This window comes from Agrobacterium sp. RC10-4-1 (assembly GCF_014138475.1).
Taxonomy (GTDB): domain Bacteria; phylum Pseudomonadota; class Alphaproteobacteria; order Rhizobiales; family Rhizobiaceae; genus Agrobacterium; species Agrobacterium pusense.
The window spans coordinates 372737-396114 of record NZ_JACJIT010000001.1 but is presented as its reverse complement, the minus strand read 5'-3'; the positions used below and the strand labels follow the sequence as shown (position 1 = coordinate 396114).

At 60.5% G+C, this 23378-nt stretch carries 21 protein-coding genes; 9 read left to right on the top strand and 12 right to left on the bottom strand.

The window, feature by feature from the left end; translation table 11 throughout:
- Nucleotides 1–37: 37 nt before the first annotated feature.
- The 5 genes from FHW77_RS01830 (at nt 38) to FHW77_RS01810 (ending at nt 3980) form a co-directional block, all read left to right on the top strand.
- Nucleotides 38–1237: a YcaO-like family protein gene (locus FHW77_RS01830; RefSeq protein ID WP_004445590.1), complete on the top strand. Its 1200-nt coding sequence runs from the start codon at nt 38–40 to the stop codon at nt 1235–1237.
- The gene (locus FHW77_RS01825) at nt 1234–1950 is read left to right on the top strand and encodes a TfuA-like protein (protein ID WP_004445591.1); all 717 of its coding nucleotides are present in this window, start codon (nt 1234–1236) and stop codon (nt 1948–1950) included. Before FHW77_RS01830 ends, FHW77_RS01825 begins: the two co-directional genes overlap by 4 nt.
- Nucleotides 1940–3076, top strand: a complete 1137-nt coding sequence (locus FHW77_RS01820; protein ID WP_004445592.1) for a hypothetical protein — start codon at nt 1940–1942, stop codon at nt 3074–3076. The genes FHW77_RS01825 and FHW77_RS01820 overlap by 11 nt, the downstream gene beginning before the upstream one ends.
- A gap of 139 nt (nt 3077–3215) precedes the next feature.
- On the top strand, nt 3216–3653 hold the full coding sequence (locus FHW77_RS01815; RefSeq protein WP_004445593.1) for a helix-turn-helix domain-containing protein: 438 nt from the start codon (nt 3216–3218) through the stop codon (nt 3651–3653).
- Between the two features lie 93 nt (nt 3654–3746).
- Complete coding sequence (locus FHW77_RS01810; protein WP_004445594.1) at nt 3747–3980, top strand: hypothetical protein; 234 nt, start codon at nt 3747–3749, stop codon at nt 3978–3980.
- A gap of 242 nt (nt 3981–4222) precedes the next feature.
- Here the strand turns inward: FHW77_RS01810 and FHW77_RS01805 are convergent, their stop codons facing one another.
- The 3 genes from FHW77_RS01805 to xylF all read right to left on the bottom strand — a co-directional run bounded on the left by FHW77_RS01805 (nt 4223) and on the right by xylF (nt 7457).
- Complete coding sequence (locus FHW77_RS01805; protein WP_004445595.1) at nt 4223–5005, bottom strand: ATP-binding cassette domain-containing protein; 783 nt, start codon at nt 5003–5005, stop codon at nt 4223–4225.
- A gap of 18 nt (nt 5006–5023) precedes the next feature.
- Complete coding sequence (locus FHW77_RS01800; protein ID WP_004445596.1) at nt 5024–6337, bottom strand: sugar ABC transporter permease; 1314 nt, start codon at nt 6335–6337, stop codon at nt 5024–5026.
- Nucleotides 6338–6416: 79 nt separating this feature from the next.
- Nucleotides 6417–7457: a D-xylose ABC transporter substrate-binding protein gene (gene xylF, locus FHW77_RS01795; RefSeq protein WP_004445598.1), complete on the bottom strand. Its 1041-nt coding sequence runs from the start codon at nt 7455–7457 to the stop codon at nt 6417–6419.
- A 241-nt stretch (nt 7458–7698) separates the two neighbouring features.
- On the opposite strand from xylF, the gene FHW77_RS01790 reads away from it, so the two are divergent.
- Entirely contained in the window at nt 7699–8931 is a 1233-nt protein-coding gene (locus FHW77_RS01790) for an ROK family transcriptional regulator (RefSeq protein ID WP_162696267.1), read from the top strand.
- Between the two features lie 16 nt (nt 8932–8947).
- Here FHW77_RS01790 and FHW77_RS01785 read toward each other — a convergent pair whose 3' ends face one another.
- The 7 genes from FHW77_RS01785 to FHW77_RS01755 form a co-directional block, all read right to left on the bottom strand.
- Nucleotides 8948–10492 carry a glycerol-3-phosphate dehydrogenase gene (locus FHW77_RS01785; protein WP_004445601.1) on the bottom strand — a complete coding sequence of 515 codons (1545 nt, stop codon included), beginning with the start codon at nt 10490–10492 and terminating at the stop codon, nt 8948–8950.
- Between the two features lie 166 nt (nt 10493–10658).
- Nucleotides 10659–11075 carry a methylmalonyl-CoA epimerase gene (gene mce, locus FHW77_RS01780; protein ID WP_004445603.1) on the bottom strand — a complete coding sequence of 139 codons (417 nt, stop codon included), beginning with the start codon at nt 11073–11075 and terminating at the stop codon, nt 10659–10661.
- A 12-nt stretch (nt 11076–11087) separates the two neighbouring features.
- Entirely contained in the window at nt 11088–13229 is a 2142-nt protein-coding gene (gene scpA / locus FHW77_RS01775; protein ID WP_044459170.1) for a methylmalonyl-CoA mutase, read from the bottom strand.
- 134 nt (nt 13230–13363) lie between these two features.
- The gene (locus FHW77_RS01770) at nt 13364–15367 is read right to left on the bottom strand and encodes an acetyl-CoA carboxylase biotin carboxylase subunit (RefSeq protein ID WP_004445607.1); all 2004 of its coding nucleotides are present in this window, start codon (nt 15365–15367) and stop codon (nt 13364–13366) included.
- A gap of 43 nt (nt 15368–15410) precedes the next feature.
- Entirely contained in the window at nt 15411–15788 is a 378-nt protein-coding gene (locus FHW77_RS01765) for a hypothetical protein (protein ID WP_004445608.1), read from the bottom strand.
- Between the two features lie 21 nt (nt 15789–15809).
- Nucleotides 15810–16706, bottom strand: coding sequence for a glutathione-dependent disulfide-bond oxidoreductase (gene yghU / locus FHW77_RS01760; protein WP_004445609.1), 897 nt, complete (start codon nt 16704–16706; stop codon nt 15810–15812).
- A 102-nt stretch (nt 16707–16808) separates the two neighbouring features.
- Nucleotides 16809–18341 (bottom strand): acyl-CoA carboxylase subunit beta, encoded by a 1533-nt coding sequence (locus tag FHW77_RS01755; protein WP_004445610.1) that lies wholly within the window; start codon nt 18339–18341, stop codon nt 16809–16811.
- A gap of 118 nt (nt 18342–18459) precedes the next feature.
- Here FHW77_RS01755 and FHW77_RS01750 point away from each other — a divergent pair, with 118 nt between their 5' ends.
- Complete coding sequence (locus FHW77_RS01750; RefSeq protein WP_004445612.1) at nt 18460–19878, top strand: helix-turn-helix domain-containing protein; 1419 nt, start codon at nt 18460–18462, stop codon at nt 19876–19878.
- A 6-nt stretch (nt 19879–19884) separates the two neighbouring features.
- Here the strand turns inward: FHW77_RS01750 and FHW77_RS01745 are convergent, their stop codons facing one another.
- The gene (locus FHW77_RS01745; protein ID WP_161794443.1) at nt 19885–20541 is read right to left on the bottom strand and encodes a DNA-3-methyladenine glycosylase family protein; all 657 of its coding nucleotides are present in this window, start codon (nt 20539–20541) and stop codon (nt 19885–19887) included.
- A gap of 39 nt (nt 20542–20580) precedes the next feature.
- On the opposite strand from FHW77_RS01745, the gene gluQRS reads away from it, so the two are divergent.
- Entirely contained in the window at nt 20581–21480 is a 900-nt protein-coding gene (gluQRS, locus tag FHW77_RS01740; RefSeq protein WP_044459169.1) for a tRNA glutamyl-Q(34) synthetase GluQRS, read from the top strand.
- On the opposite strand, the gene FHW77_RS01735 is transcribed toward gluQRS, so the two are convergent.
- Nucleotides 21448–22365, bottom strand: coding sequence for a YihY/virulence factor BrkB family protein (locus FHW77_RS01735; RefSeq protein ID WP_004445618.1), 918 nt, complete (start codon nt 22363–22365; stop codon nt 21448–21450). The genes gluQRS and FHW77_RS01735 overlap by 33 nt on opposite strands.
- Nucleotides 22366–22544: 179 nt before the next feature.
- Between FHW77_RS01735 and FHW77_RS01730 the strand changes: the two genes are divergently transcribed.
- Nucleotides 22545–23378 (top strand): SDR family oxidoreductase, encoded by an 834-nt coding sequence (locus FHW77_RS01730; RefSeq protein ID WP_044459168.1) that lies wholly within the window; start codon nt 22545–22547, stop codon nt 23376–23378.

The following is a 23378-nucleotide window of genomic DNA, read 5'->3' as shown; positions in this document are numbered from 1 at the left end:
CGGCGATTGTGAAGCCTTGACCGCTCAAGGTCCTTCCATGTCAGCGACAACGGACAAAGGTGATGCAGACGCTTCCATCTTCGATCCCGAACTGCTCCGGCGGTTCGGGATTACCCGTGTCGGCGACGTGACCGGCCTCGATATTGTCGGCATACCCGTTTGGTTTGCGGTTCGCCCCAATTCGCGCGGTTTATCGGTGTCACAGGGCAAGGGACTAGTTCCGGCGCAGGCGAGGCTCTCTGCCGTGATGGAGGCGATCGAAGGCGCGGTTGCCGAGGATACCCGCAGACACACGGTCGCTTTCGGCTCAATCCACGATATGCGCGACAAGGGTTTTCCCTTAATCCCCTTCGAGAGCGTTGGCAGGGTCGATATGGACATGCTCGACCCCCAGCGTGAACGCGCGTGGGTGAAGGGAACATCGGTTCGTCGGCAGCAGGAGATCTACGCTCCCTTTGAGCTGATCGGCATGGATTTTCGAGCGGATTTCCCCTGGGACCGGCAAGCCTTCCTCATGAGTTCGCAGGGCCTCGCAGCCGGTTTCAATCATGACCACGTCGTCCTCCATGCCCTGCAGGAATTGATCGAAAACGACGCCTGCTTTCTCGTGGACGCTTTCGAAACCCGCGCCGTCAGCCCCAGACCGATCCTGTTGCCAGCGGGCGTCGAAACATCATTCGACAGGCTTGTCCGGCATCTTTCGGACCTCGGTCTGCCGCCCTCCTTCTTTGACATGACAAATGCACTCGGCGTGCCGGTGGTGATGGCAAGCCTGCCGCGGTCGCTTCATGCGCAGGATGGGCCGGCGACCCGCAGCGCTGCCGGGGCGGCCTGCCGTCCCGACGTTTACGACGCCGCGCTTGCCGCGCTACTGGAGGCGGTCCAGTCGCGGTTGACGGATATTAGTGGTGCCCGCGACGATCTCTCCCCGCTTCGTTATCGGCGTGACGGGGTTGCTTCCAAGCCCGTGGCCCCTGGGGCAAATCAGGCAGAACAGGCGCCGGGCAGTCTCGACTTATCGCGTTTCGAAACCTTTTTGCCGCCATGGCGCCAGCTTGCGGAACACCTTTTTGCGCATGGCATCGACGATGTCCATGTTTTTACGCTGAAAACGGGCCTCTCCGGGCTGCACGTCGTGCGCGTCCTGGCAAGCGGGCTGGCCCCGCTTAGCCGCGGAATGCAACGCCTATCGCAACGAACGCTCGAGGGTTTTCTGAAGGCCGGGAGGACGACATGAAACCGGTGGTTTTCGCGGGCCCATCCATCCACGGCATTGCCGGCCAGTTCGCCGGCCTTGATCTTCGCGGCCCGGCGGCATGCGGCGATATTCTCGATGCGGTCCGTCAAGACATCAAGGTCATTGGGCTGATCGATGGGCTTTATGGCGATTGCGCCGCCGTCTGGCACAAGGAAATCCTTTACGCGCTTGCATCAGGCGTCACCGTTTTCGGTGCCGCCAGCATGGGCGCGCTGCGCGCGGCAGAATGCGCCGCCTTTGGCATGATCGGCATTGGTCACGTCTTCGAAGACTATCGGGATGGACGGCGTTTTTCCGATGCCGATGTGGCCGTGAACCACGCCCCAAGAGAGCTCGGTTACAGCCCGCTCACTGTCGCGCTGGTTGATGCCGAAGCAACGCTCGCGGCGTGCGGAACCTCCTTCGGGCCCGCAGAGCGGAACGCCCTGTTGCATGCCGCCCGCTCTCTGCATTTCACCCGCAGAACCTGGCGCTCTGTCACCACGGAGGCCGGTCTCGAAGACGAAGCGGCAAATCTTCTCGCCGCTCATGCTGTTTCCGTCAAACGAAACGACGCCGCCCTGCTTCTGACCATGCTGAACGGCGGCGCGTTACCGACCCCACCGCCGCCAGGCTGGAAATTCCAGAATACTCTCTTCTTCCAGCAATTGGCGTCCGGACGGACCGCGGGAGGTCCACGCGGTGACCACTGATCGGCCTTCGCCTCTGATAGCCGATTGCGGCGGCCTCATCGAGACGATCGCGCTCTCGCTGCCCGCCGCTTGGTTTGCCGACGCCGGGATCGGCTTTACCGTTTCACCTCTTGTTCCCATCGGTAACCTGCTTTTGACCCTGCCGCGAAATGTCGCGGTTCCTCTGCTGGTTGATCGTCCGTGCCTTGCAGCCGCGCGGAGTTGGCTCGATCGTCTCGCTGTCACGTGCCAGGTAGACTTGGTGACGCTTGATGAACCCGGCACCGTTCCGCACCCGTGGATACAGGATATGTTCCATGTCCGGCTGCGCGCAGACGCCCTGACACCGGAATTGGTCTCAAGCGGGGAGAGCGCTATAAGCCAGGCGCTTGCAGCCCGTTTAGGCTTCGCGACCGCAATCTCCGATGTCATCTTGCCCGGCGGCAACCAACTTGTCGGCCCGGATTACCGGCTGGTCGGCCACGCCAGCCTGCAGGGCGGCGCAGAAAGCGCGCGAAGCGCGCCGGCCACCCTTTCACGTCGTTGGCTGCGGATCGAGGCTCTTGACCCACGGGCCGTCTTCAGCTTCGGCTATAGGCCGGAAGACCTCGGCGAAACAGTCCAACCCGACCTTTCGCAGACGGGGTCCGGACCGGCAATGGCCGCCCGGAACATACACCAGTGCGGTTTCCACGTCGATCAGTTCGTTTCGATAACCGGACTTCGGCGCGACGGGCGGCCGCTTCTGCTCGTCGCCGATCCGGAAGCCGGTGACATGCGCTACCCCCGTGCCGCCGAGGAGCTGAAACGGAAGCTGGACGCGTCTGCTCTTTCACTCGCGCGCCAGGGTTTCGCCATCCTGCGAAATCCCGTGCCGGTTTTGCCCACCATCGACACCAACAAATGCCTGCCGAGACTTTACAACAACGTACTCCTTGAAAACGTGACGCGCAACGGCGAGACCCAGCCGTTGGTCTGGGTTCCGCATTTTGGCGATCTGGAACTGCTCGCGGACTTCGATGCGGAAAATCGGCGGATATGGGAAAGCCTCGGCTTTCGTGCGATCGGTGTTTTGGGTTTCAGTCATCTTGCAAGCCGCAACGGGGCGTTGCGGTGCGCTACAAAGGTTATAATGCGGGGCCTCTGACAATCGATTCCAGATGAAAAACCCTGTTCTTTTGGCAATAAAGGTTCATAATACCCGTGGAAATTGTGTTGAATGTATACCTTCGACAATATTAATTGACGATCATCGAATTTAGCCCTCACAGCCGGAGGAATTTGTAATGCAAGCGAAACTACCCAGCCCGATCGATGTGCATGTGGGCGCGCAAATCAGAATGCGCCGCAAGTCGCTCGGCATGAGCCAGAGCGCGCTGGCCGGGCGATTGGGCATCACCTTTCAGCAGGTGCAGAAATACGAAAAAGGCGCCAATCGCGTCGGCGCATCACGCCTGCAGGCCATAGCATCCATCCTCGGTGTAGACGTCAGCTCGCTATTCGCCAATGCCACGCCCGACGGCGGAGAAGCCAATCCGGCCCTGGGCTCGATCAACGCCATGCAGACATTTGTCGCCTCCAACGAAGGTTTTTCGCTCAACCAGGCCTTTTCGCGCATCAGGAGCGCCGCCGTGCGCAAGAGTATTGTTGCCCTCGTCACATCATTGGCAGCTTCCGAAGCCATTGAAAATGCTGGCACCGCGGAAACCAAAAACGACGATTGACGCAGGTGTGACGCTCGCGTGACGCTCGATGTGGTCGAAAATGAACAACGCGGTTTCACGCGTTCTCATACTGTCGACTGTCGAGAGGGAATCATGGTCACGCCTACCACAGCAGTACTTGAACAGGACGATGCAGACGAGATTCTGGCGCTTGGGCGGATGGTTTCCTACCTATGCCAGCGGTCGAAATCTCTGGAACTCGGCATGTCGACCTATTTCTTGGAAATGGCCTTGTTGTCGCTCGCCCAGGACATCAATCAGCACGGCCTGCCGCTCACAGCCGCGGAGGCGAATGGGGGTGGTTTCGCTCCGGCCGACCTGCATTGAACAGGCGGCCGGCGTAATCTGCAGGAATGAGCGCCTCCATCTCGATCTCCGGTCATGAGGCGTCGGTCCGCTTTTTTCGTGCCGCTCCGGCGCGGCCGGTCCGTCGGTAGCGCTTCCGGTTTTCTGCAAATCCAATGACAAAGGCCCGGCTTACCACCGGGCCTTTGTCATCAACAAGCGCTGCGAAAGGAAGTCCGAAGCCGCTTCGGATTTTGCGCGTCTTCGGACGGAATATTCGACAGTCAGGATACGACCGCGCCGGGGCCTGCCACGGCACCCGCAGGCACCTTGCCCAGAATGATCATCCCGAGCACTTCGTCCTTGGTCACATCCTGGGTGCGGGCATGGCCCACCACCTTGCCGTTTTTCATCACGAACACACGATCGGCGAGATCGAAAACGTCGTGAATATCGTGGCTGATGAGAAAGATGCCGATGCCCTGCCGTTTCAGCTCCTTGACGAGATCGCCGACCTGCGCGGTCTCCTGCGGACCGAGCGCCGCCGTCGGTTCGTCCATGATAAGGATGCGGGCGTCAAAGAGAATGGCACGAGCAATGGCAACGGACTGCCGCTGGCCGCCGGACAGCGCCTTTACCGGCTCCTTGAACCGCCGAAAATTCGGGTTGAGACGTCCCATGACCTCACGCGCGGAGGCTTCCATGGCGACATCGTCCAGCGTGCCCCATTTCGTCTTCAGCTCGCGGCCGAGATAAAGATTGGCTGCCGCATCGACATTGTCGGCCACGGCAAGCGTCTGGTAGATGGTCTCGATGCCATATTTCTTGGCGTCACGGGGATTGCGGATATCCGCCTCTTCGCCATTGATGAGGATATCGCCGCTATCGCGCCGATAGGCGCCTGAGAGTATCTTGATCAGGGTCGATTTGCCTGCGCCGTTATGGCCGAGAAGGGCGACAACCTCGCCGGGGAAAAGATCGACAGAGGCGTTTTCCACCGCGTGGATGCCGCCGAAGGAAATGGAAATATTGCGCATTTCCACGAGGGGCGTGACTTGGTCCGTCATAGGAGTTCTCCTCGGTTCTTACTTGGCGCGGGCGCGGTAGATTGTGTCGAGCCAGACGGCGACGACCAGAACCACACCGACGACGATGCGCTGGAAGGGCGTATCGATGCCCACCAGCACCATGCCGGATTGCAGCGACTGCATGACGAGCGCGCCGAGCATCGCACCCGCTATGGTTCCGACGCCGCCGGCAAGCGAGGTGCCGCCGATGACGGCTGCCGCGATGGTGTAGAGCTCATCGAGCTCACCCTGGGCATTGGTAGCGGCATTGAGGCGAGCGGTTGAAATCGCCGCGGCGATGGCGCACAGAACCCCCATCAGCGTGAAGATCTTCACCGTCACCCAGCGGGTCTTGATGCCGGCAAGTTCGGCAGCTTCAGGGTTACCGCCGATGGCGAAGACATACCGTCCGAAACGAAGCCGTGTGGCGATAAAGGTCATGACCGCGCCGACGGCAAGCGCCATCAAAACGGGAATGGCGATGCCGTGCGGAATGAACAGGCCGCCATCCGGCCAGGCGATGCCGTTGGCATCGGCATAGTTGCGGGCAATGTTGACCGGCCATGGGTAGCTGTTGACGACGGCCACGAAACCGATGACGACAAGGCATCCGAGCGCAGCCAGAAAATACTCCGCCCAGACGGGCCGTAGCGGAAAGCCGAAACGTCGGCGCTGATGACGTGAATTCAGGATTGCCGCCACAATGGCGACGCAGGCGACGGCCGCGGCTATCCAGCTCCATGTCGCACCGATCGAGCCGCTGGTGCCGCCCCCCATCAGGCGGAAGGTGGAATCCATCGGCGCCACCGTGCGGCCGCTGGTGATGAACCACGTGCCGCCGCGCCAGACGAGCAGGCCACCGAGCGTGACGATGAAGGAGGGTACGTTGAGGAAGGCGATGATGGAGCCCTGCAACATGCCGATCGCGCCGCCGACAAGAATGCCGACCGCAAGCGTGACAATCCATGTGGCCCAATGTTCGAAGCCAAGAATCTGCGGCAGGATTTCCGCCTGCATGACACCCATGATCATACCCGAAAAACCGAGGATGGAACCCACCGAGAGATCGATGTTGCGGGTGACGATGACGAGGACCATGCCGGTTGCCATAACGGCCACGGACGCGGTCTGCACGGAAAGGTTCCAGAGATTTCGCGGCGTCAGGAACAGGCCGCCGGACAGGATATGAAATCCGATCCAGATCAGAAGAAGTGCGCCGACCATCCCGAGCAGGCGGGTATCGAGTTCCGTGGCGCTGATGAAGCGCGCAATCGAGCCGGTCTTTTCCGTCTTGGCGGACGCTGTGGAATTGGATTGGGTCATATCGGCCATGAACTGCCGGTGCTCCTCACATCTTAAAGGGCGCCGCGCCATGAACCATGGCGCGGCGCCCGAACCGGGACATATTCGATCAGTCGCAGGCCTTGACGGACCCGGCCTTCACGCCTTGGCAGGCGGTTTCCTTCTTGATCCAGCCCGCATCGATAACGACGTTCAGATTGTCCTTGGTGATGGCGATCGGCTTGAGGAACACCGATTGCATCGTCACCTTCTTCGGACCTCCGTCAAAAGCGGTGACGCCCTTGATCTCCGTCATCTTCTTGCCACCGGCCAGTTCCAGCGCGATGCCGGCTGCTTCCTTGCCGAGTTCGCGGCTGTCTTTCCAGACTGAGACGGTCTGTGTGCCGAGCGCGACGCGGTTCAGCGCGGCGAAATCGGCATCCTGCCCGGAAACCGGGACCGACCCCGCCAAGCCCTGCGCGGCGAGCGCGGCGATTGCGCCACCGGCCGTGCCGTCATTCGAGGCGACGACCGCATCGACCTTGTTGTTGTTCTTGGTCAGGAACTGTTCCATGTTCTTCTGGGCATTTTCCGGCTTCCAGCCATCGGTATAGGCTTCGCCGACATTCTTGATCTTGCCGCCGTCAATGGCCGCCTTCAGCACTTCCTGCTGGCCCGCAAAGAGGAAATCCGCGTTCGGATCGGAAGATGAGCCCTTGATGAAAACATAGTTGCCTTCCGGCTTCACCTTGAAGACTTCGGCTGCCTGCAGACGACCGACTTCCTTGTTGTCGAAGGTGATGTAGAAGGCGTTCTTGTTTTCGATCAGGCGGTCATAACCGACAACCGGAATACCCTCGGCAACTGCCTTTTCAACAGCCGGGCCGATGGCGTCGCTGTCCTGCGCCAGGATGATCAGCGCGTTGGCGCCCTGGGAAATCAACGATTCCACATCAGTCAGCTGCTTGGCCGCGGATGACTGCGCATCGGCGGAAATATACTTTGCGCCTGCCTTGTCGAGGGCTGCCTTGATGGCCGCCTCATCGGTCTTCCAGCGCTCTTCCTGGAAATTCGACCAGGATACGCCGACGACGAGGTCAGCCGCAATAGCGGCCGTATGCAGGGAAACGAGTACGGCTGTACCCGCCAGAAGCTTGGCAAATGAATTCATGATGTCCTCCCGGTAAGAGCGCTGCCCCACACCTCCATGCGGGGAAAACGCCTGAAAAAGCTGCCGGTCGCTGTGGTTTCACAATTTTCTCGACAGTCGAGAAAATTAATGTCAGAGATTCCCCATGCTGTCAACAACGGCTGCGGGCAGCATCCGGGTGCCTTGATCTTGTCCAGCACATGCGCCATGGACAGGTCTAGCACGACAGGAAAAAGGCCGTTCAGGGAGCATGCCGCAGCCCATGTCCGCCATTGCAAGCACGGAACTGGTGCGCCAGAAAAACAGCCTGTCGGTGATGGCCGCACTGCGCCTGCACGGCAGTCTCTCCCATACGGACATGTCGACTTTCACAGGGCTTGCTTCAGCAACCGTTTCCGCCATCACCACCGAGCTTGAGCGGGCGGGCCTCATATTACGGAAAGAACAGCTCGCAACCGCCGGTCGGGGCCGGCCGCGAATTCTCTTCGGGCCACGCGGGGCTTTCTGTCACGTCGCCATCGTCATCATTTCTTCAGATAGCGTGCAATATTCGCTGGTCGATTATGCCGGCAAGCTGGTGGACCGCTTCACCGAACAGAGGATCGCCGCTGAAAAAGGCACGTTCGGCGGCGCGATCCTTGGCGGCCTTGCACGGCTTGCCGACCGCTCACGCATCGACAGTCATGATATTCTCCAGGTCTCGATCAGCAGCAAGGGGCTGGTTGATGCGGGCGCGGCAACGCTTCTCTGGTCTCCGGTTCTCGGCGACGAAAAGATAGATTTCCAGCAGCTTATTTCGCAAGACGGGCGCACCCGCGTGACGTTGAACAACGAGACGCTGCTGGCCGCAAAAGCCATCTGGATGGGAGAGCATGCGAAGGGCAATCCCGCGCCGGATGCCCTTGTTACCCTGTCGCTCGGCCATAGTATTGGCCTTGGCGTCGCCCGTGCAACGGGCGGCACGATCGAGGTTAGCGCCCCCAACTTCGGACATATGCTGCATCTGGCCGACGGCGCCTTGTGCCGCTGCGGCACCAAGGGCTGCATCGAGGCTTATTCCGGCTTCTACGCCATCCTGCGCTCGGCTTTCGAGGCCCCACCGCAGGCCGAACCTGCGAAGTTCGTGCCGATAGCCGAGGTGGACAAGATCGCCGCTTCAGCCCGCGCCGGGGGACGCATGGCGCGGTTTGCGTTCCGCACCGCTGGGCTGGCGCTCGGCAACGGCCTTTCACGCCTCTTCAGCCTGCATGGTCATATGCCGGTTTTCATCACCGGCCCCGGCACACGTTATTTCGACCTCCTGGAAAGCGGCCTGCGCGACGGGCTGGCGCAATCGCAAGCAGTGCGTTTCGGCGGCATGCCGGAAATTGCAATAGCACCGAACGAACCGGAACTGGTGTTCGAAGGGCATATGGAACACGCTCTTTCCGCCGCCGATGACTATATATTGAGTGCAGAAAGCTTTCCGAAACCGGCGAGGAACTCCACAGCGTGACACTAGCGGAAGACGTTCAGGCTCGCTCCACCGCAGCTTCCGCCTCTTTCCTTCCACCCGTCAGCTTGGATACGAAGTCATCCAGCTCGGCGGCCTCGGCCTTGTTCAGGCGAAGGCCCTGTTTCGTGCGTCGCCAGAGAATGTCCTCGGCCGTGCAGGCCCATTCCTGCTCAACCAGCCAGCGCACCTCGCATTCATAGAGCGTGCCGCCGAAATGCCGGCCGAGCCCGACGGCATCGGTAACGCTGCCCAACAATTCCGCAGCCTTCGTACCGTAGTTTCTGACTAGCCGCTCGGCATGGTGTCTATCGAGGAAAGGATATCGGGAGACAAGCGCCCGCACCTGCGTCTCATATCTCTCCGCGCCGAAATCTCCACCCGGCAGGTGTGAGCCCGCCGTCCATGGCTTGCCCTTCTCGCCGATCGCCGCGCCGATCTTTTCCAGCGCATGTTCCGCCAGCCGTCGATAGGTGGTGAGCTTGCCGCCGAAAATATTGAGGAGTGGAGCTTGCCCGTTGCCCTCCTCAACCTTCAGCACGTAATCGCGTGTGGCTTCCTGCGCTTTCGAAGCACCATCATCAAAGAGCGGCCGCACGCCGGAATAGGTCCAGACGATGTCTTCCGGCCGAACCGGCTCGCTGAAATAGTCGCTGGCGGCGTTGCAGAGATAGGAAATCTCTTCCTCGGAAATGCGAACCTTGGCCGGATCGCCCTTGTAGTCGCGATCCGTGGTGCCGATCAGCGTGAAATCCCGCTCATAGGGAATGGCGAAGATGATGCGGTTGTCAGGGTTCTGGAAGAAATAGGCGCGCGGATCGGAAAACTTCCGGCGCACGATAATATGGCTGCCCTGCACGAGCCGAACATTGTGGACGTCGATGCGCCCGAAGACGCCGGAAAGCACCGTATCCACCCAGGGACCAGCGGCGTTCACCAGCATACGTGCCTTGTGCACGCCCGCACGGCCGGTTTTTTCGTCCAGAGTTTCGATGAGCCAGAGCCCACCTTCGCGTCGTGCGGAAACGACCCGCGTGCGGTTCATGATCGTCGCGCCGCGGTTAGCAGCATCGCGCGCATTGAGAACCACGAAACGGGCATCATCCACCCAACCGTCGGAATATTCGAAGGCCCTGGCAAAAGCCGGCTTCAGAGGCTTTCCAGCCGGGTCCTTCCGCAGATCGAGCGTTCGGGTGGGTGGCAAAAGTTTCCGGCCGCCGAGATTGTCATAAAGAAACAGGCCAAGCCGGACCATCCAGGCCGGGCGCACCCCGCCCTTCTGAATGGGCAGGACGAAACGCATGGGCCAGATGACATGCGGCGCCATGGCCCAGAGAATTTCCCGCTCCATCAGCGCCTCGCGCACCAGACGAAACTCGTAATGTTCGAGATACCGCAGGCCGCCATGGATGAGCTTGGTGGCGGCGGACGACGTGCCGGAAGCGAAATCGCCTTTTTCCGCAAGCGCCACGGAATAACCCCTGCCCACCGCATCACGGGCAATGCCGCAGCCATTGATGCCGCCGCCGATGACAAAAAGATCAAAAATGTTTTCGCTGGACATGAAGCCTCCGCGACAATGCAAGGGAGAAACCCTTTATGGAAAGACAATTACATAAAAACGAAAACAAAACGAATGTCAAAAGAAAACAAACGAACCACGAAAGCACGTGCGAAAGCGCCGCCGTGAGCATTGCCTCACAGGGTCAGCCTCCTAGGAGATTTATGTTTCAGCCGTGTGTCTGAGAAACCTGCTCGAGCTCGTAAAGCACCCCGCCCATATCCTTCGGATGCAGGAAAAGAACGGGATTGCCGTGCGCGCCGATCTTTGGCGTGCCATCGCCGAGAATACGGACGCCTTTTTGAATGAGGTCGTCGCGCGCCGCCAGTATATCCGGCACCTCGAAGCAGAGATGATGTGTGCCGCCGCCCGGATTGCGTTCGAGAAAAGCGGCAATCGGCGAGTTTTCGCCGAGCGGGTGAAGAAGTTCGATCTTGGTGTTATCAGCCTGAATGAACACCACCGTCACACCATGTTCCGGCAGCGATTGCGGCTCGGAAACCCGTGCGCCGAGCGCCCTGTATCGCGAAACAGCGGCATTAAGATCAGGCACCGCAAGGGCAACGTGGTTCAATCTTCCGAACATGGCCGCCTTCCCTCACACGTTCCGCCTGATGCCTTCGAGCAGGTCGAGCACCTTGTTGGCCGCATCCATGACATTGGTACCGGGGCCGAAGATGGCCGAGACTCCGTGGTCGAGCAGGAACTGATAATCCTGGCGCGGAATGACCCCACCGACAACAACGATGACGTCTTGCGCGCCTTTCTGTTTCAGCGCCTCGACCAGCTGCGGCGCAAGCGTCTTGTGCCCTGCGGCGAGCGACGACATGCCGACCACATGCACCTTGTTCTCAACGGCAAGCTCGGCCGCCTCCGCCGGTGTCTGGAACAGGGGACCGGCCAACACGTCGAAACCAATATCGCCGAAGGCAGACGCAATAACCTTTGCGCCACGATCATGCCCATCCTGCCCCAGCTTGGCGACCATGATGCGCGGTTTTGTGCCGATCCGTTCAGCCACACCTGAAAGGCGGGCGGCAAGCGTAGCGAGTTCCGGCTCATCCTTATAAGCCTCGCCGTAGATATCGCTCACCACCTCGGGCACCGCGGCGTGGTCTCCGAAGGCCGCGCGCAGCGCATCGGAAATCTCTCCCACCGTGGCGCGTGCACGGGCCGCGACGACGGCGGCTTCGAGAATATTGCCCTTGCCGCCGCGGGCCACCTCCGAGAGCGCCTGCAAAGCGGCGGTCACGTCCTTGCCATCGCGGCGCCGGCGCGTGTCTTCGATGCGGCGGATTTGCGCGGCCCGCACGGCGGCGTTATCGATATCGAGAACATCGATATCCTCTTCATTTTCGAGACGATAGCGGTTGACGCCGACGATCACCTCCTCGCCCTTGTCCACCGCCGCCTGCCGGCGTGTCGCGGCCTCCTCAATCAGCCGTTTCGGCAGGCCTTCCGCCACGGCCTTTGTCATGCCGCCAAGCGCCTCGACCTCCTCGATCAGCGCCCAGGCCTTCTCGGCCAGCTCATTCGTCAGGCTTTCGACATAATAGGAACCGGCCAGCGGATCGACGACCCTGGTGACGCCGGTTTCGTGCTGGAGGATAAGCTGGGTATTGCGGGCAATGCGGGCGGAAAATTCCGTCGGCAGCGCAATCGCCTCATCGAAGGAATTGGTGTGCAGTGATTGCGTGCCGCCGAGCACGGCGGACATGGCCTCGAAGGCAGTGCGGACGATGTTGTTATAGGGGTCCTGCTCCTGGAGCGACACGCCCGACGTCTGGCAATGGGTGCGCAGCATCAGCGAGGACGCCTTTTGCGGCTTGAATTCCTCCATGATGCGTGACCAGAGCAGGCGCGCGGCGCGCAGCTTGGCCGCCTCCATGAAGAAATTCATGCCGATGGCGAAGAAGAACGACAGGCGGCCGGCAAAATCGTCAACATTCAGCCCCTTGGCCAGCGCCGCCCGCACATATTCACGGCCATCCGCGAGTGTGAAGGCAAGCTCCTGCACCAGCGTCGCCCCGGCCTCCTGCATGTGATAGCCGGAAATGGAGATGGAGTTGAATTTCGGCATCTCCCTCGCCGTATATTCGATGATGTCGGCGATGATCCGCATCGAGGGTTCGGGCGGATAGATATAGGTGTTGCGGACCATGAACTCCTTGAGGATGTCGTTCTGGATGGTACCGGAAAGCGCGGCACGCGGCACGCCCTGTTCCTCCCCCGCGACGATAAAATTGGCAAGAACGGGGATGACCGCGCCATTCATCGTCATGGACACCGAGACCTTGTCGAGCGGGATGCCGTCGAACAGGATTTTCATGTCCTCGACGCTATCGATCGCCACGCCCGCCTTGCCGACATCGCCCTCCACGCGCGGATGGTCGCTGTCATAACCGCGATGGGTAGCGAGATCGAAGGCGACGGAAACGCCCTGCTGACCGGCAGCCAGCGCCTTGCGGTAAAAGGCATTCGAGGCTTCCGCGGTGGAGAAACCGGCATATTGGCGGATGGTCCAGGGCCGTCCCGCATACATGGTGGCGCGCGGGCCGCGGGTGAAAGGCGCAAATCCCGGCAGGCTGTTCAGATGGGAAACATGTTGCAGGTCGTCGGCCGTATAGAGCGGCTTGACCTCGATACCCTCGGGCGTGTGCCAGACGAGTGTGTCCGGTGAGCGCTTCAGCTCCTTTTCAGCAAGGTGAAGCCAATCCCGCACCGTTTTTTCACCCGACATGCATCTCTCCCCGTTTGCATTTCGCTCTGGCATTCCAGCGGGAGATCAAGGCAAGATTCGCCCGGCCCGTCCGCAGGTCCGACCCCGTAAACCGCCCCGGCCGGTATCCGTTCCGGAAAAACCGGCAGCGGCCTTCACTCGAACTCGAGAATAACCTCATCCACAGCGAGACTATCGCCGGGTTTCGCCGCCACTCTCGCAACACGACCGCGTTTTTCGGCACGCAGGATGTTTTCCATCTTCATGGCTTCCACCGTCGCCAGTGCCTGCCCGGCCTCTACCTCGTCACCCTCACCCACCGAAATACCGGTGATGACCCCCGGCATGGGGCAGAGCAGCAGTTTCGACGTATCCGGCGGCAGTTTTTCCGGCATCAGCAGCGCCAGTTCCGCCACGCGCGGGCTGCGCACGCGGGCGAGAACATCCATGCCACCCCAGCGCAGACGAACCGCTGCGCCTGCAAGATCGACCTTGACGGCAATGACCTCGCCCGCCACCGTAAACAGGCCAAGGCTTTGACCGGGAAGCCAGCCGGTATCGATGGTGAGCGCTGTCCCGTCTTCAAAACGGACCGCCGCGCCATCCGCACCGGTTTCAATGCTGAGCCGGTGGCGAAACGCACCAAACGAAACCATCCAGTCTTGCCCGATAATGCGGCGATGATTGCCGATGGTACCGGAAATTTCCACCGCTCGGTTCTGCACACGCTGATTGATGATAGCGGCAATGGCGGAAAGCTTGCGCGCGGCGGCCTCATCCGGCTCGACGCCGGAGAAGCCTTCCGGAAACTCTTCCGCGATGAAGCCCGTCGTGAGCCTGCCAGAGCGAAAGCGCTCATGCTGCATGACGGCCGACAGGAAGGGCAGATTGTGGCCGATGCCCTCGACTTCGAAACGGTCGAGCGCCCGCCCCATGGCATCGATGGCCGTTTCGCGATCCTTGCCCCAGCTGCACAGCTTGGCGATCATCGGATCGTAATACATCGAAATCTCGCCGCCTTCGAAAACACCGGTATCGTTGCGGATGACGATGCCACCCTCCTGCCTGCCCTCTTCCGGTGGACGATAACGCGTCAGGCGGCCGATGGAGGGCAGGAAGTTACGATAGGGGTCTTCGGCATAAAGCCGGCTTTCGATCGCCCAACCATTCAGCTTCACATCCGCCTGTCCGAAGGAAAGCCTTTCACCCGAGGCCACACGGATCATCTGTTCAACCAGATCGATGCCGGTAATCAGTTCCGTTACCGGATGTTCCACCTGCAGACGGGTGTTCATTTCGAGGAAATAAAAGTTGCGGTCGCCATCAACAATGAATTCCACCGTGCCGGCGGAGTGGTAACCGACCGCTCTCGCCAGCGCCACGGCCTGCTCGCCCATGGCATGCCGAGTCGCCTCGTCCAGAAACGGCGACGGCGCTTCCTCGATGACCTTCTGGTTACGCCGCTGGATAGAGCATTCGCGCTCCCCGAGATAAAGGATATTACCGTGCCTGTCGCCCAGCACCTGAATTTCAATATGGCGCGGCTGGGTGACGAATTTTTCGATGAAGATGCGATCGTCACCAAAGGAGGATTTCGCCTCGTTTTTCGAGGACTGGAAACCCTCGCGCGCCTCAGCGTCGTTGAAGGCGATGCGCATGCCCTTGCCGCCACCGCCGGCAGACGCCTTGATCATGACCGGATAACCGATCTGCGAGGCGATCTTCACCGCCTCATCCGCATCCTCGATCAGCCCCATATGGCCGGGTACGGTGGAAACGCCGGCTTTCGCAGCCAGTTTCTTCGACGTGATCTTGTCACCCATGGCCTCGATCGCGCCGACGGGCGGACCGATAAAAACGACACCCGCCTTTTTCAGCGCCTGCGCAAAGGCAGCGTTTTCCGACAGGAATCCGTAGCCCGGATGGACCGCATCCGCTCCGGTCTTCTTGATCGCCTCAAGGATCTTGTCGATGACGATATAGGACTGTGACGAGGGTGCCGGGCCGATATGAACGGCTTCATCTGCCTGTCTCACATGCAGCGCATTGGCATCGGCATCCGAATAGACCGCAACGGTGGCGATGCCCATTTTCTTCGCCGTCTTGATGACCCGGCAGGCAATCTCGCCGCGATTGGCGATGAGGATTTTCTTGATCATGCGGTTGTTGCCCTCTCCCTCAGCACAAACCCTTAAACAGCCCTCAAATCTCGAAAAAATTCTCGAAGGATTCCGGGAAATTCTGCCGGGCGACGCGTTCGTCTATGACGAGCATTGCCTGATAGGAAACAGGGTCGAAATTTTTCTCCGCAGGTACGACCTCGCGGCCGAAAAGCAGGTTGAGGCGGGCGGCGTCGAGATTGCCGCGCTCGAAGGGCTCGGCACCGAAATGGTGCCAGAGCGAGTGCAGAAAGGCGGCATCGATGCGATGCTCCTTGGTGTCGTTGCGCGCCCGGCGGGGTATCATCTTGATCGGTGTTACCCCTTTGGGATTGGCGCGGCGGATGGTGAACTGGACGCCCGTGCTCGGCATACCGGAGGGAAATCCCTTGTGTTTGGTCATTTCGGGCAGGTTCGCCATCTTTAGTCCTTCTTGTATTTGTTACGCCTTGCCGATCTTGTCCTGCGTCTTCGTGTCGAAGTCGGAGGCATCGTGGCGTTCATGCAATTGTTCAGACGGATCGCCGGAGGTCTTGTTGACGATCACGCCGCGTTTTACAGCAGGGCGTTCGCCGATTTCCAGCGTCCAGCGCATGACGTTCTTATAACCGTCTGCTTCAAGGAAAGCACCCGCATCGCCATATGCCTGGCCAAGCGCGATCTTGCCATACCACGGCCACACCGCCATGTCGGCAATCGTGTATTCCGAACCGGCGAGATAACGGTTTTCGGCGAGATGGCGATCCAGCACGTCGAGCTGGCGTTTGACTTCCATGGCGTAACGATCGATGGCGTATTTGATCTTGATCGGCGCATAGGCATAAAAATGGCCGAAACCACCGCCGAGGAAGGGGGCGGAGCCCATCTGCCAGAACAGCCAGTTCAGCGCTTGCGTGCGGGCATTGCCCTCCTTCGGCAGGAAGGCGCCGAATTTTTCCGCGAGGTAAACGAGGATGGAGCCGCTTTCGAAAACGCGCGTCGGCTCAGGCGTCGAATGGTCCATCAGCGCCGGGATCTTGGAGTTCGGATTGACCTCGACAAAACCGGAACCGAACTGGTCGCCTTCGCCGATCTTGATCAGCCAGGCATCGTATTCGGCGCCCTTGTGGCCGGCAGCAAGCAATTCTTCCAGCATGATGGTGACCTTCTGGCCATTCGGCGTCGCCAGCGAATAAAGCTGCAGCGGATGCTTTCCGACGGGAAGTTCCTTTTCATGGGTGGGACCGGCGATCGGCCGGTTGATATTGGCGAACTGGCCGCCATTGCCCTTGTCCCAGGTCCAGACCTTGGGCACTTCATACCCGGTAGGGAAATTATCTGCTGAGGATTTTTCGGCCATGAAAATGTGTCCTTGTGCGTTTCAAGAGGACATCCGGACATCCGGGCGCCTGAACATCCATATAGTAAGGTGGCCGAAGCATTTTTCCAGCCCTTCAGCAGATCAGAGCGGAATGGTGTCGTGTTTCTTCCAGCGGGTTTCCACGTTCTTGTTGCGCAGCGACGCAAACGCGCGGGCGATGCGGCGGCGCGAGGAATGCGGCATGATGACCTCATCGATAAATCCGCGCTCCGCCGCGACGAAGGGATTGGCGAAACGCTCCTCATATTCTCTTGTGCGCGCGGCGATCTTTTCTGGATCGGCAAGCTCGGAACGATAGAGGATTTCCGCCGCGCCCTTGGCACCCATCACGGCAATTTCGGCCGTTGGCCAGGCGTAGTTGACGTCCGCGCCGATATGTTTGGAGGCCATCACGTCGTAAGCCCCGCCATAGGCCTTGCGGGTGATCAGCGTCACCATCGGCACTGTCGCCTCCGAATAGGCGAAGAGAAGTTTTGCGCCGTGCTTGATGACGCCGCCATACTCCTGGGCCGTGCCTGGCAGGAAACCCGGCACATCCACCAGCGTCAGCAACGGAATGTTGAAGGCGTCGCAGAAGCGCACGAAGCGGGCGGCCTTGCGCGAACTGTCGATATCGAGGCAGCCGGCCAGCACCATCGGCTGGTTGGCGACGACGCCGACCGTCTGGCCTTCGAGACGAATGAAGCCGGTGATGATGTTTCGGGCAAAGGCCTCCTGCAATTCGAAGAAATCGCCCTCGTCGGCCAGCGCGTGGATCAGCTCCTTCATGTCATAGGGCTTGTTGGAACTGTCAGGGATCAGCGTATCGAGCCGCGCTTCCAGGCGCGCCGGATCGTCGTGGAACGGCCGCACCGGCGGCTTTTCGCGATTGTTGAGCGGCAGGAAATCAAAGAGCAGCCGCACATGCTCCAGCGTCTCGATGTCGTTTTCGTAAGCGCCGTCAGCGACGGAAGATTTTTTGGTATGGGTCGAGGCGCCGCCCAGTTCTTCGGCCGTGACGATCTCGTTCGTCACCGTCTTCACCACATCCGGCCCTGTCACGAACATGTAGGAGGTGTCACGCACCATGAAGATGAAATCGGTCATGGCAGGCGAATAAACCGCACCGCCCGCACATGGCCCCATGATGACGGAGATCTGTGGCACGACGCCGGAGGCGACGACATTGCGCTTGAAGACATCGGCATAACCGCCAAGCGAGGCCACGCCTTCCTGAATGCGCGCGCCGCCGCTGTCGTTGAGGCCGATAACAGGCGCGCCGTTACGCACCGCCATATCCATGATCTTGCAGATTTTCTGCGCATGGGTCTCGGATAGCGAACCGCCGAGCACGGTGAAATCCTGGGAAAACACATAGACCTGCCGGCCATTGATGGTGCCCCAACCGGTCACGACGCCGTCGCCCGCGATCTTCTGGCCCGCCATGCCGAAATCCACCGCTCGGTGGGTGACATACATGTCGTATTCTTCGAAGGAACCCTCATCCAAGAGTACGTCGATGCGCTCGCGCGCCGTCAGCTTGCCCTTTGCGTGCTGCGCCTCGATGCGCTTGACGCCGCCACCGAGCCGAGCCTCTTCCCGCCGCGTTTCCAACTGCTCCAGAATGCCGGGCATGTATCCTCCATGCGTTATGCCAAGATCAATAACCCAGAAAATACTCTGCCAGAAGCCTTGATCGTGCGCGTATGCGTGCCATAAATATTTGCAATATTTAATTTTGCAAAGTTGCAACATGGCGACGGAAAAACTCTTCATCGGCCGCAAGGTGCGCGGCCTTCGCGAAAATGCCCGCGCCACGCAGGCGCAATTTGCCGAACGGCTGGGCATTTCCGCGAGCTATCTGAACCAGATCGAAAACAACCAGCGCCCCGTTTCGGCCAGCGTTCTGGTGACGCTGGTGGAAAAATTCCAGCTCGACATGGCGGAACTGGCGACAGGCGAAAGCGACCGGCTGGTTTCCGCCGTGCGCGAGGCGCTGAAGGACCCGCTGTTCATGAATTATGAGCCGGGGCTTCAGGAGTTGAAGCTGATTGCCCAGAACGCACCTGGTTTTGCCCATGCGCTGCTGCGGGCCCATCAGGCCTATCGCCAGAACAGCGAACAGCTGGTGCAACTGGATGACCGCTTAGGCCGCGGCACCGCACAGGTTGAAAGAACCCCCTATGAGGAGGTCCGCGATTTCTTTCACTTCGTCGACAATTACGTTGCCGAGATTGATCTTCTGGCCGAGGAGCTGGCGCAGGAACTGGAGATCGAGGGAGGCGAGACCGACAGCATTCTGTCAGCGCATCTCAGGAACCGTTACGGCATCCATATCACAAGAACCGCGGCGGCAGGCGGGCTGATCCGGCATTTCGATCCTGTCGGCAAAACGCTCGCCCTCAGTTCCTACATGGCCGCATCCACCCGCTGTTTTCAGCTCGCGTTGCAGATCGCCCAGCTTCACGCCGGCCCGACGGTGGACAGGGTGCTGGCCGGCGCCGGTTTCCGCAACACGGAAGCGGCCGAAATCTGTCGTATCGGACTGCACAATTATTTCGCCGCAGCGCTCATCCTGCCCTATGGGCAATTTCACCGGGCGGCACAGGAACTGCGCCATGATCTCGAACTTCTCGCCGTGCGTTTTGGCGCGAGCCTTGAGCAGGTGGCCCACCGTCTGAGCACCCTGCAGCGCCCGGGCATGAAAGGTGTACCGATCTTTTTCGCCAAGATCGACCGCGCCGGCAACATCACCAAACGCCACAGCGCCACGCGGCTGCAATTTGCCCGGTTCGGCGCGGCCTGTCCGCTGTGGAATATCCATCAGGCTTTCGAAAGCTCCGACAGGATCGTGCGGCAGCTGGCGGAAACACCTGACGGCGTGCGCTATCTTTCCATCGCCACCCAGATCGAAAAGGCCGGCGCCGGCTTCAATACGGAAAGGCCGCGTTACGCCATCGCACTCGGCTGCGAGATTTCCCATGCGCAGAATTTCGTCTACGCCGACACGCTCGATCTCGGCAATGCGGCTTCCTTCAAACCGATCGGCATTTCCTGTCGGGTGTGCGAAAGGGTGGATTGCGTGCAGCGCGCCGTGCCGCCGCTGAAACGCAAGCTGCATTTCGATCATCTTTCACGCGGCGCCCTGCCCTATCGGATTGCCGATTTTTGACCCCGCTCAGGGCAGTGGCACCATCGCGCGCCGCATGATGTTGGCGTAATAGCCCCAGAAAAGCCGGGCGGCGACGGAGCGCCATGGCGACCAGAGTGTCGCGCGTTCCGCGAGCCATTTCGCTTCCGGCCTTATCTCCAGATCGAGCGCATGTGCCACCGCTGATCTCAGCGCCACATCGCCAACGGGAAAAATATCCGGATGCCCGCCGCAGAACATCAGATAGACCTCTGCCGTCCATGGGCCTATGCCACGAAGCGCCACCAGTTCAGAAAGGGCTGCACTCCCCTCCTTGCGCACCACGCCGTCAAGGTCGATCTGCCCTTCGGTAACGGCGCGAGCCAGTCCTTCCAGCGTCGTCGCCTTGGCGCGCGAAAGGCCGAAAGTAGCCCGCAATTCCTCCGGTGCGCCGAGATAATTTTCCGCCGTGACCGCCCCGCCCGTCCCGGTGAGAATACGCGCCCATATGGCAGTGGCGCTGGCGCGCGACACCATCTGCGAGACGACGATATGAGCAAGGCCGGCAAAGCCCGGCTCGTGGATGCGCAGTTCCAGCGGACCGGCTATCTCAATGACAGGGGCAAGTGCGGGGTCGAGGCGGGCGAGATGCTCCAGCCCTTCGCTGATGTCATCCATCCCGGTGATGATTTTCATGTCGGTCATTCCATATGCCGCCAGCCCGCTGGCGGGGTGCATTAAAACATGGCAGAAGAAACCATGCCTTCATCCATCCGTCAAAAACCGGTTTACCGTTTCGCGCCAAGCCCCAACGGCCCGCTGCATCTCGGCCATGCGCTTTCCGCATTCCTGAACCATGACATGGCGCTGGACAATGGCGGCCGCTTTCTGCTGCGTATAGAGGATATAGACCAGACGCGCTGCACGCCGCGGCTGGAACAGGCGATCTATGATGATCTCGGCTGGCTGGAACTCTCTTGGGAAGAGCCAGTGCGGCGACAATCGGAGCATTTCGATGAGTACCGGATGGCGCTGCACAGGCTGATCGAGGCGGATCTTGCCTATCCCGCCTTTCTCAGCCGTGGCGAAACCAGGGCCATTGTCGGTGCCTTCGAAGCGGAAGGCGGGACATGGCCGCGCGATCCTGACGGAGCGCCGCTCTATCCGTCCGTCGACCGCGAGAGGCCGAAGGCGGAACGGGCGGCCCTGCTTGCATCCGGCCGGCAACATGCCTGGCGGCTCGACATGGACAAGGCGATCCGCTGCGCCCGCACCCCTCTGTTCTGGCAGGAGAGCGGCGACGGGGCGACGGGGCAGATCGAGGCCCTGCCCGCGCTCTGGGGCGATGTGGTGCTGTCGCGTTCCGACGCGCCTTCGAGCTATCATCTTTCCGTTGTGGTTGACGATGCACTGCAGGGGATCACCCATGTGGTGCGCGGCATGGATCTCTTCCATGCCACCGCCATCCACCGGCTGCTGCAGCAGCTGCTGGACCTACCGCAGCCCGCTTATCATCATCACCGGCTGATTTTGGGCACGGACGGGCGCAAGCTTTCGAAAAGCGAAGGCGGTACCGGGCTTTCCGCCCTTCGCGCCGAAGGAGCGACGCCCTCAGATATCCGCCGGCTTGTCGGCCTCCTCTAGCGCCTGCCCGCGGCGCGCGCCATTGCCGCCGATGTTACGGCGGATGATCTGCCGGACCTTGTATTTCATCAACGCGGCATTCACCTCCGCGCCGAGCATGAAGATGACGCCGACCATATAAAGGAACACCAGAACCACCATGACGGAGGCGAGACCGGCATAGGTGGCGGCATAATTGGCGAAGGTGGAGAGATAATAGGCGAAGATAGCCGCGCCGATGACCCAGAATATCATCGTCAGCAAAATACCCGGCCAGACATCCCAGATGCGGCGCTTGCCTGCGGGTAGCCACAGATGCGCCGCCACCAGCCCCGCCGTCAGCACCACGATGGTGCCATAAAGGCCGAGGCTGGAAATGGTGTTCAGCACATCCGTCAGCCACGGAAACCGCCGTTCGGCGAAGGACATGGCGACCGGCACGGCGACGAGCACGGTGCTGATGCCGGCAAAGACCACAACGGCAATCAGGACATAAAGCAGGCTGAGCAGCCGGGTCACATACCACCAGCGCGTTTCCGTGACGCGATAGGCGCGGTTCAGCGAAATGCGCAGCGCCTCGACGCCGTTCGAGGCGAAGTATGCGGCCGCCAGCACCGAAATCGTCAGCAGGCCGCCGCGCGGGATGGTGAGAACCTGCTGCACCTGAGCTGCCAGCGGACCGGCAATTGCTTCCGGCCAGGTGTCGAAAATCAGATGCACCGCCGTTTCGGAGAACTGGTCGGCGCCCAGAAAACCGGCTAGCGCCGTGCCGAAGATCAGGAACGGAAACAGCGCCAGCAGGATGGACAGCGCCATGTGGCTCGCCATCGCCCAGCCGTCATCCTCGGCGAAATGGGAATAGGCATCGAAGGCAACCTTGCCTGCCAGGCGCACTGCGGCAACCATGTCGCCTCCATTCATCGGCATTTCATTTGTAACTTCGCCCCGAATATGGGAAATCAGCTTCGTTTTGTACAGCGCGCAAGCTGACCTTTCGGTTCCCGAAGGACACGGATTTCGCGCGATTGGATTTTAACGGGCCGGGTAATCGGACCAGAGCGACAGTCGGTTTCCCGGAGCGGCAAATGTCTGAAAAACCCGTCATCATCATCACCGGATGTTCCTCGGGCATCGGCGCCTATTGCGCCGGCGCGCTCCACCGGGACGGCTGGCGGGTCTTTGCCACCGTGCGGCGCATCGCTGACATGGCAGCCCTCGAAAATCAGGGCATAGAAACCCTGATCATGGATTACACAAAGTCCGAAACCATCGCCGCGCTGGTGGACACCGTCGCCGCCCGCACCGGCGGCCGCATCGATGCGCTTTTCAACAATGGTGCCTATGGCCAGCCGGGCGCGGTGGAGGACCTGCCAGTCGAAGCGCTGAGAGCCCAGTTCGAAACCAATGTCTTCGGCTGGCACGATCTGACGCGGCGGGTCATTCCCTTTATGCGGGCGCGTGGTGCGGGCCGCATCGTGCATTGCTCGTCCATTCTCGGGCTCGTGCCCTATCGCTATCGCGGCGCCTACACCGCTTCGAAATTCGCGCTTGAGGGGCTGGGCGTCACCCTGCGCATGGAGCTTCAGGGCAGCGGTATCCATGTCAGTCTGATCGAACCCGGCCCGATCACGTCGAAATTCACCGCGACGGCGCTTGCTCATATCAATGAGCATATCGATCTCGAAAATTCGGCCCATGCGGCAGAATATAAACGCCAGCTGGCGCGTATGGATGGTTCCGGCCCCGTCAACCGTCACAAGCTCGGCCCGGATGCCGTTTATGCCGTGCTGAAACACGCCCTGACGGCTGCAAGGCCGAAACCACATTATCCCGTTACCGTTCCGGCCAAACAGGGGCTTATGCTGAAACGTCTCTTGCCTGCCGGACTTTTCTATCGTCTGCTGCGCAGATTCGATTGA

What these genes read in the sequence shown, in the direction of transcription:
- FHW77_RS01830 (WP_004445590.1), top strand. Translation starts at nt 38, where the DNA reads ATGTCAGCGACAACGGACAAAGGTGATGCAGACGCTTCCATCTTCGAT.
- FHW77_RS01825 (WP_004445591.1), top strand. Translation starts at nt 1,234, where the DNA reads ATGAAACCGGTGGTTTTCGCGGGCCCATCCATCCACGGCATTGCCGGC.
- FHW77_RS01815 (WP_004445593.1), top strand. Translation starts at nt 3,216, where the DNA reads ATGCAAGCGAAACTACCCAGCCCGATCGATGTGCATGTGGGCGCGCAA.
- FHW77_RS01810 (WP_004445594.1), top strand. Translation starts at nt 3,747, where the DNA reads ATGGTCACGCCTACCACAGCAGTACTTGAACAGGACGATGCAGACGAG.
- FHW77_RS01805 (WP_004445595.1), bottom strand. Translation starts at nt 5,005, where the DNA reads ATGACGGACCAAGTCACGCCCCTCGTGGAAATGCGCAATATTTCCATT.
- FHW77_RS01800 (WP_004445596.1), bottom strand. Translation starts at nt 6,337, where the DNA reads ATGGCCGATATGACCCAATCCAATTCCACAGCGTCCGCCAAGACGGAA.
- xylF (WP_004445598.1), bottom strand. Translation starts at nt 7,457, where the DNA reads ATGAATTCATTTGCCAAGCTTCTGGCGGGTACAGCCGTACTCGTTTCC.
- FHW77_RS01790 (WP_162696267.1), top strand. Translation starts at nt 7,699, where the DNA reads ATGTCCGCCATTGCAAGCACGGAACTGGTGCGCCAGAAAAACAGCCTG.
- FHW77_RS01785 (WP_004445601.1), bottom strand. Translation starts at nt 10,492, where the DNA reads ATGTCCAGCGAAAACATTTTTGATCTTTTTGTCATCGGCGGCGGCATC.
- mce (WP_004445603.1), bottom strand. Translation starts at nt 11,075, where the DNA reads ATGTTCGGAAGATTGAACCACGTTGCCCTTGCGGTGCCTGATCTTAAT.
- scpA (WP_044459170.1), bottom strand. Translation starts at nt 13,229, where the DNA reads ATGTCGGGTGAAAAAACGGTGCGGGATTGGCTTCACCTTGCTGAAAAG.
- FHW77_RS01770 (WP_004445607.1), bottom strand. Translation starts at nt 15,367, where the DNA reads ATGATCAAGAAAATCCTCATCGCCAATCGCGGCGAGATTGCCTGCCGG.
- FHW77_RS01765 (WP_004445608.1), bottom strand. Translation starts at nt 15,788, where the DNA reads ATGGCGAACCTGCCCGAAATGACCAAACACAAGGGATTTCCCTCCGGT.
- yghU (WP_004445609.1), bottom strand. Translation starts at nt 16,706, where the DNA reads ATGGCCGAAAAATCCTCAGCAGATAATTTCCCTACCGGGTATGAAGTG.
- FHW77_RS01755 (WP_004445610.1), bottom strand. Translation starts at nt 18,341, where the DNA reads ATGCCCGGCATTCTGGAGCAGTTGGAAACGCGGCGGGAAGAGGCTCGG.
- FHW77_RS01750 (WP_004445612.1), top strand. Translation starts at nt 18,460, where the DNA reads ATGGCGACGGAAAAACTCTTCATCGGCCGCAAGGTGCGCGGCCTTCGC.
- FHW77_RS01745 (WP_161794443.1), bottom strand. Translation starts at nt 20,541, where the DNA reads ATGACCGACATGAAAATCATCACCGGGATGGATGACATCAGCGAAGGG.
- gluQRS (WP_044459169.1), top strand. Translation starts at nt 20,581, where the DNA reads ATGGCAGAAGAAACCATGCCTTCATCCATCCGTCAAAAACCGGTTTAC.
- FHW77_RS01735 (WP_004445618.1), bottom strand. Translation starts at nt 22,365, where the DNA reads ATGGTTGCCGCAGTGCGCCTGGCAGGCAAGGTTGCCTTCGATGCCTAT.
- FHW77_RS01730 (WP_044459168.1), top strand. Translation starts at nt 22,545, where the DNA reads ATGTCTGAAAAACCCGTCATCATCATCACCGGATGTTCCTCGGGCATC.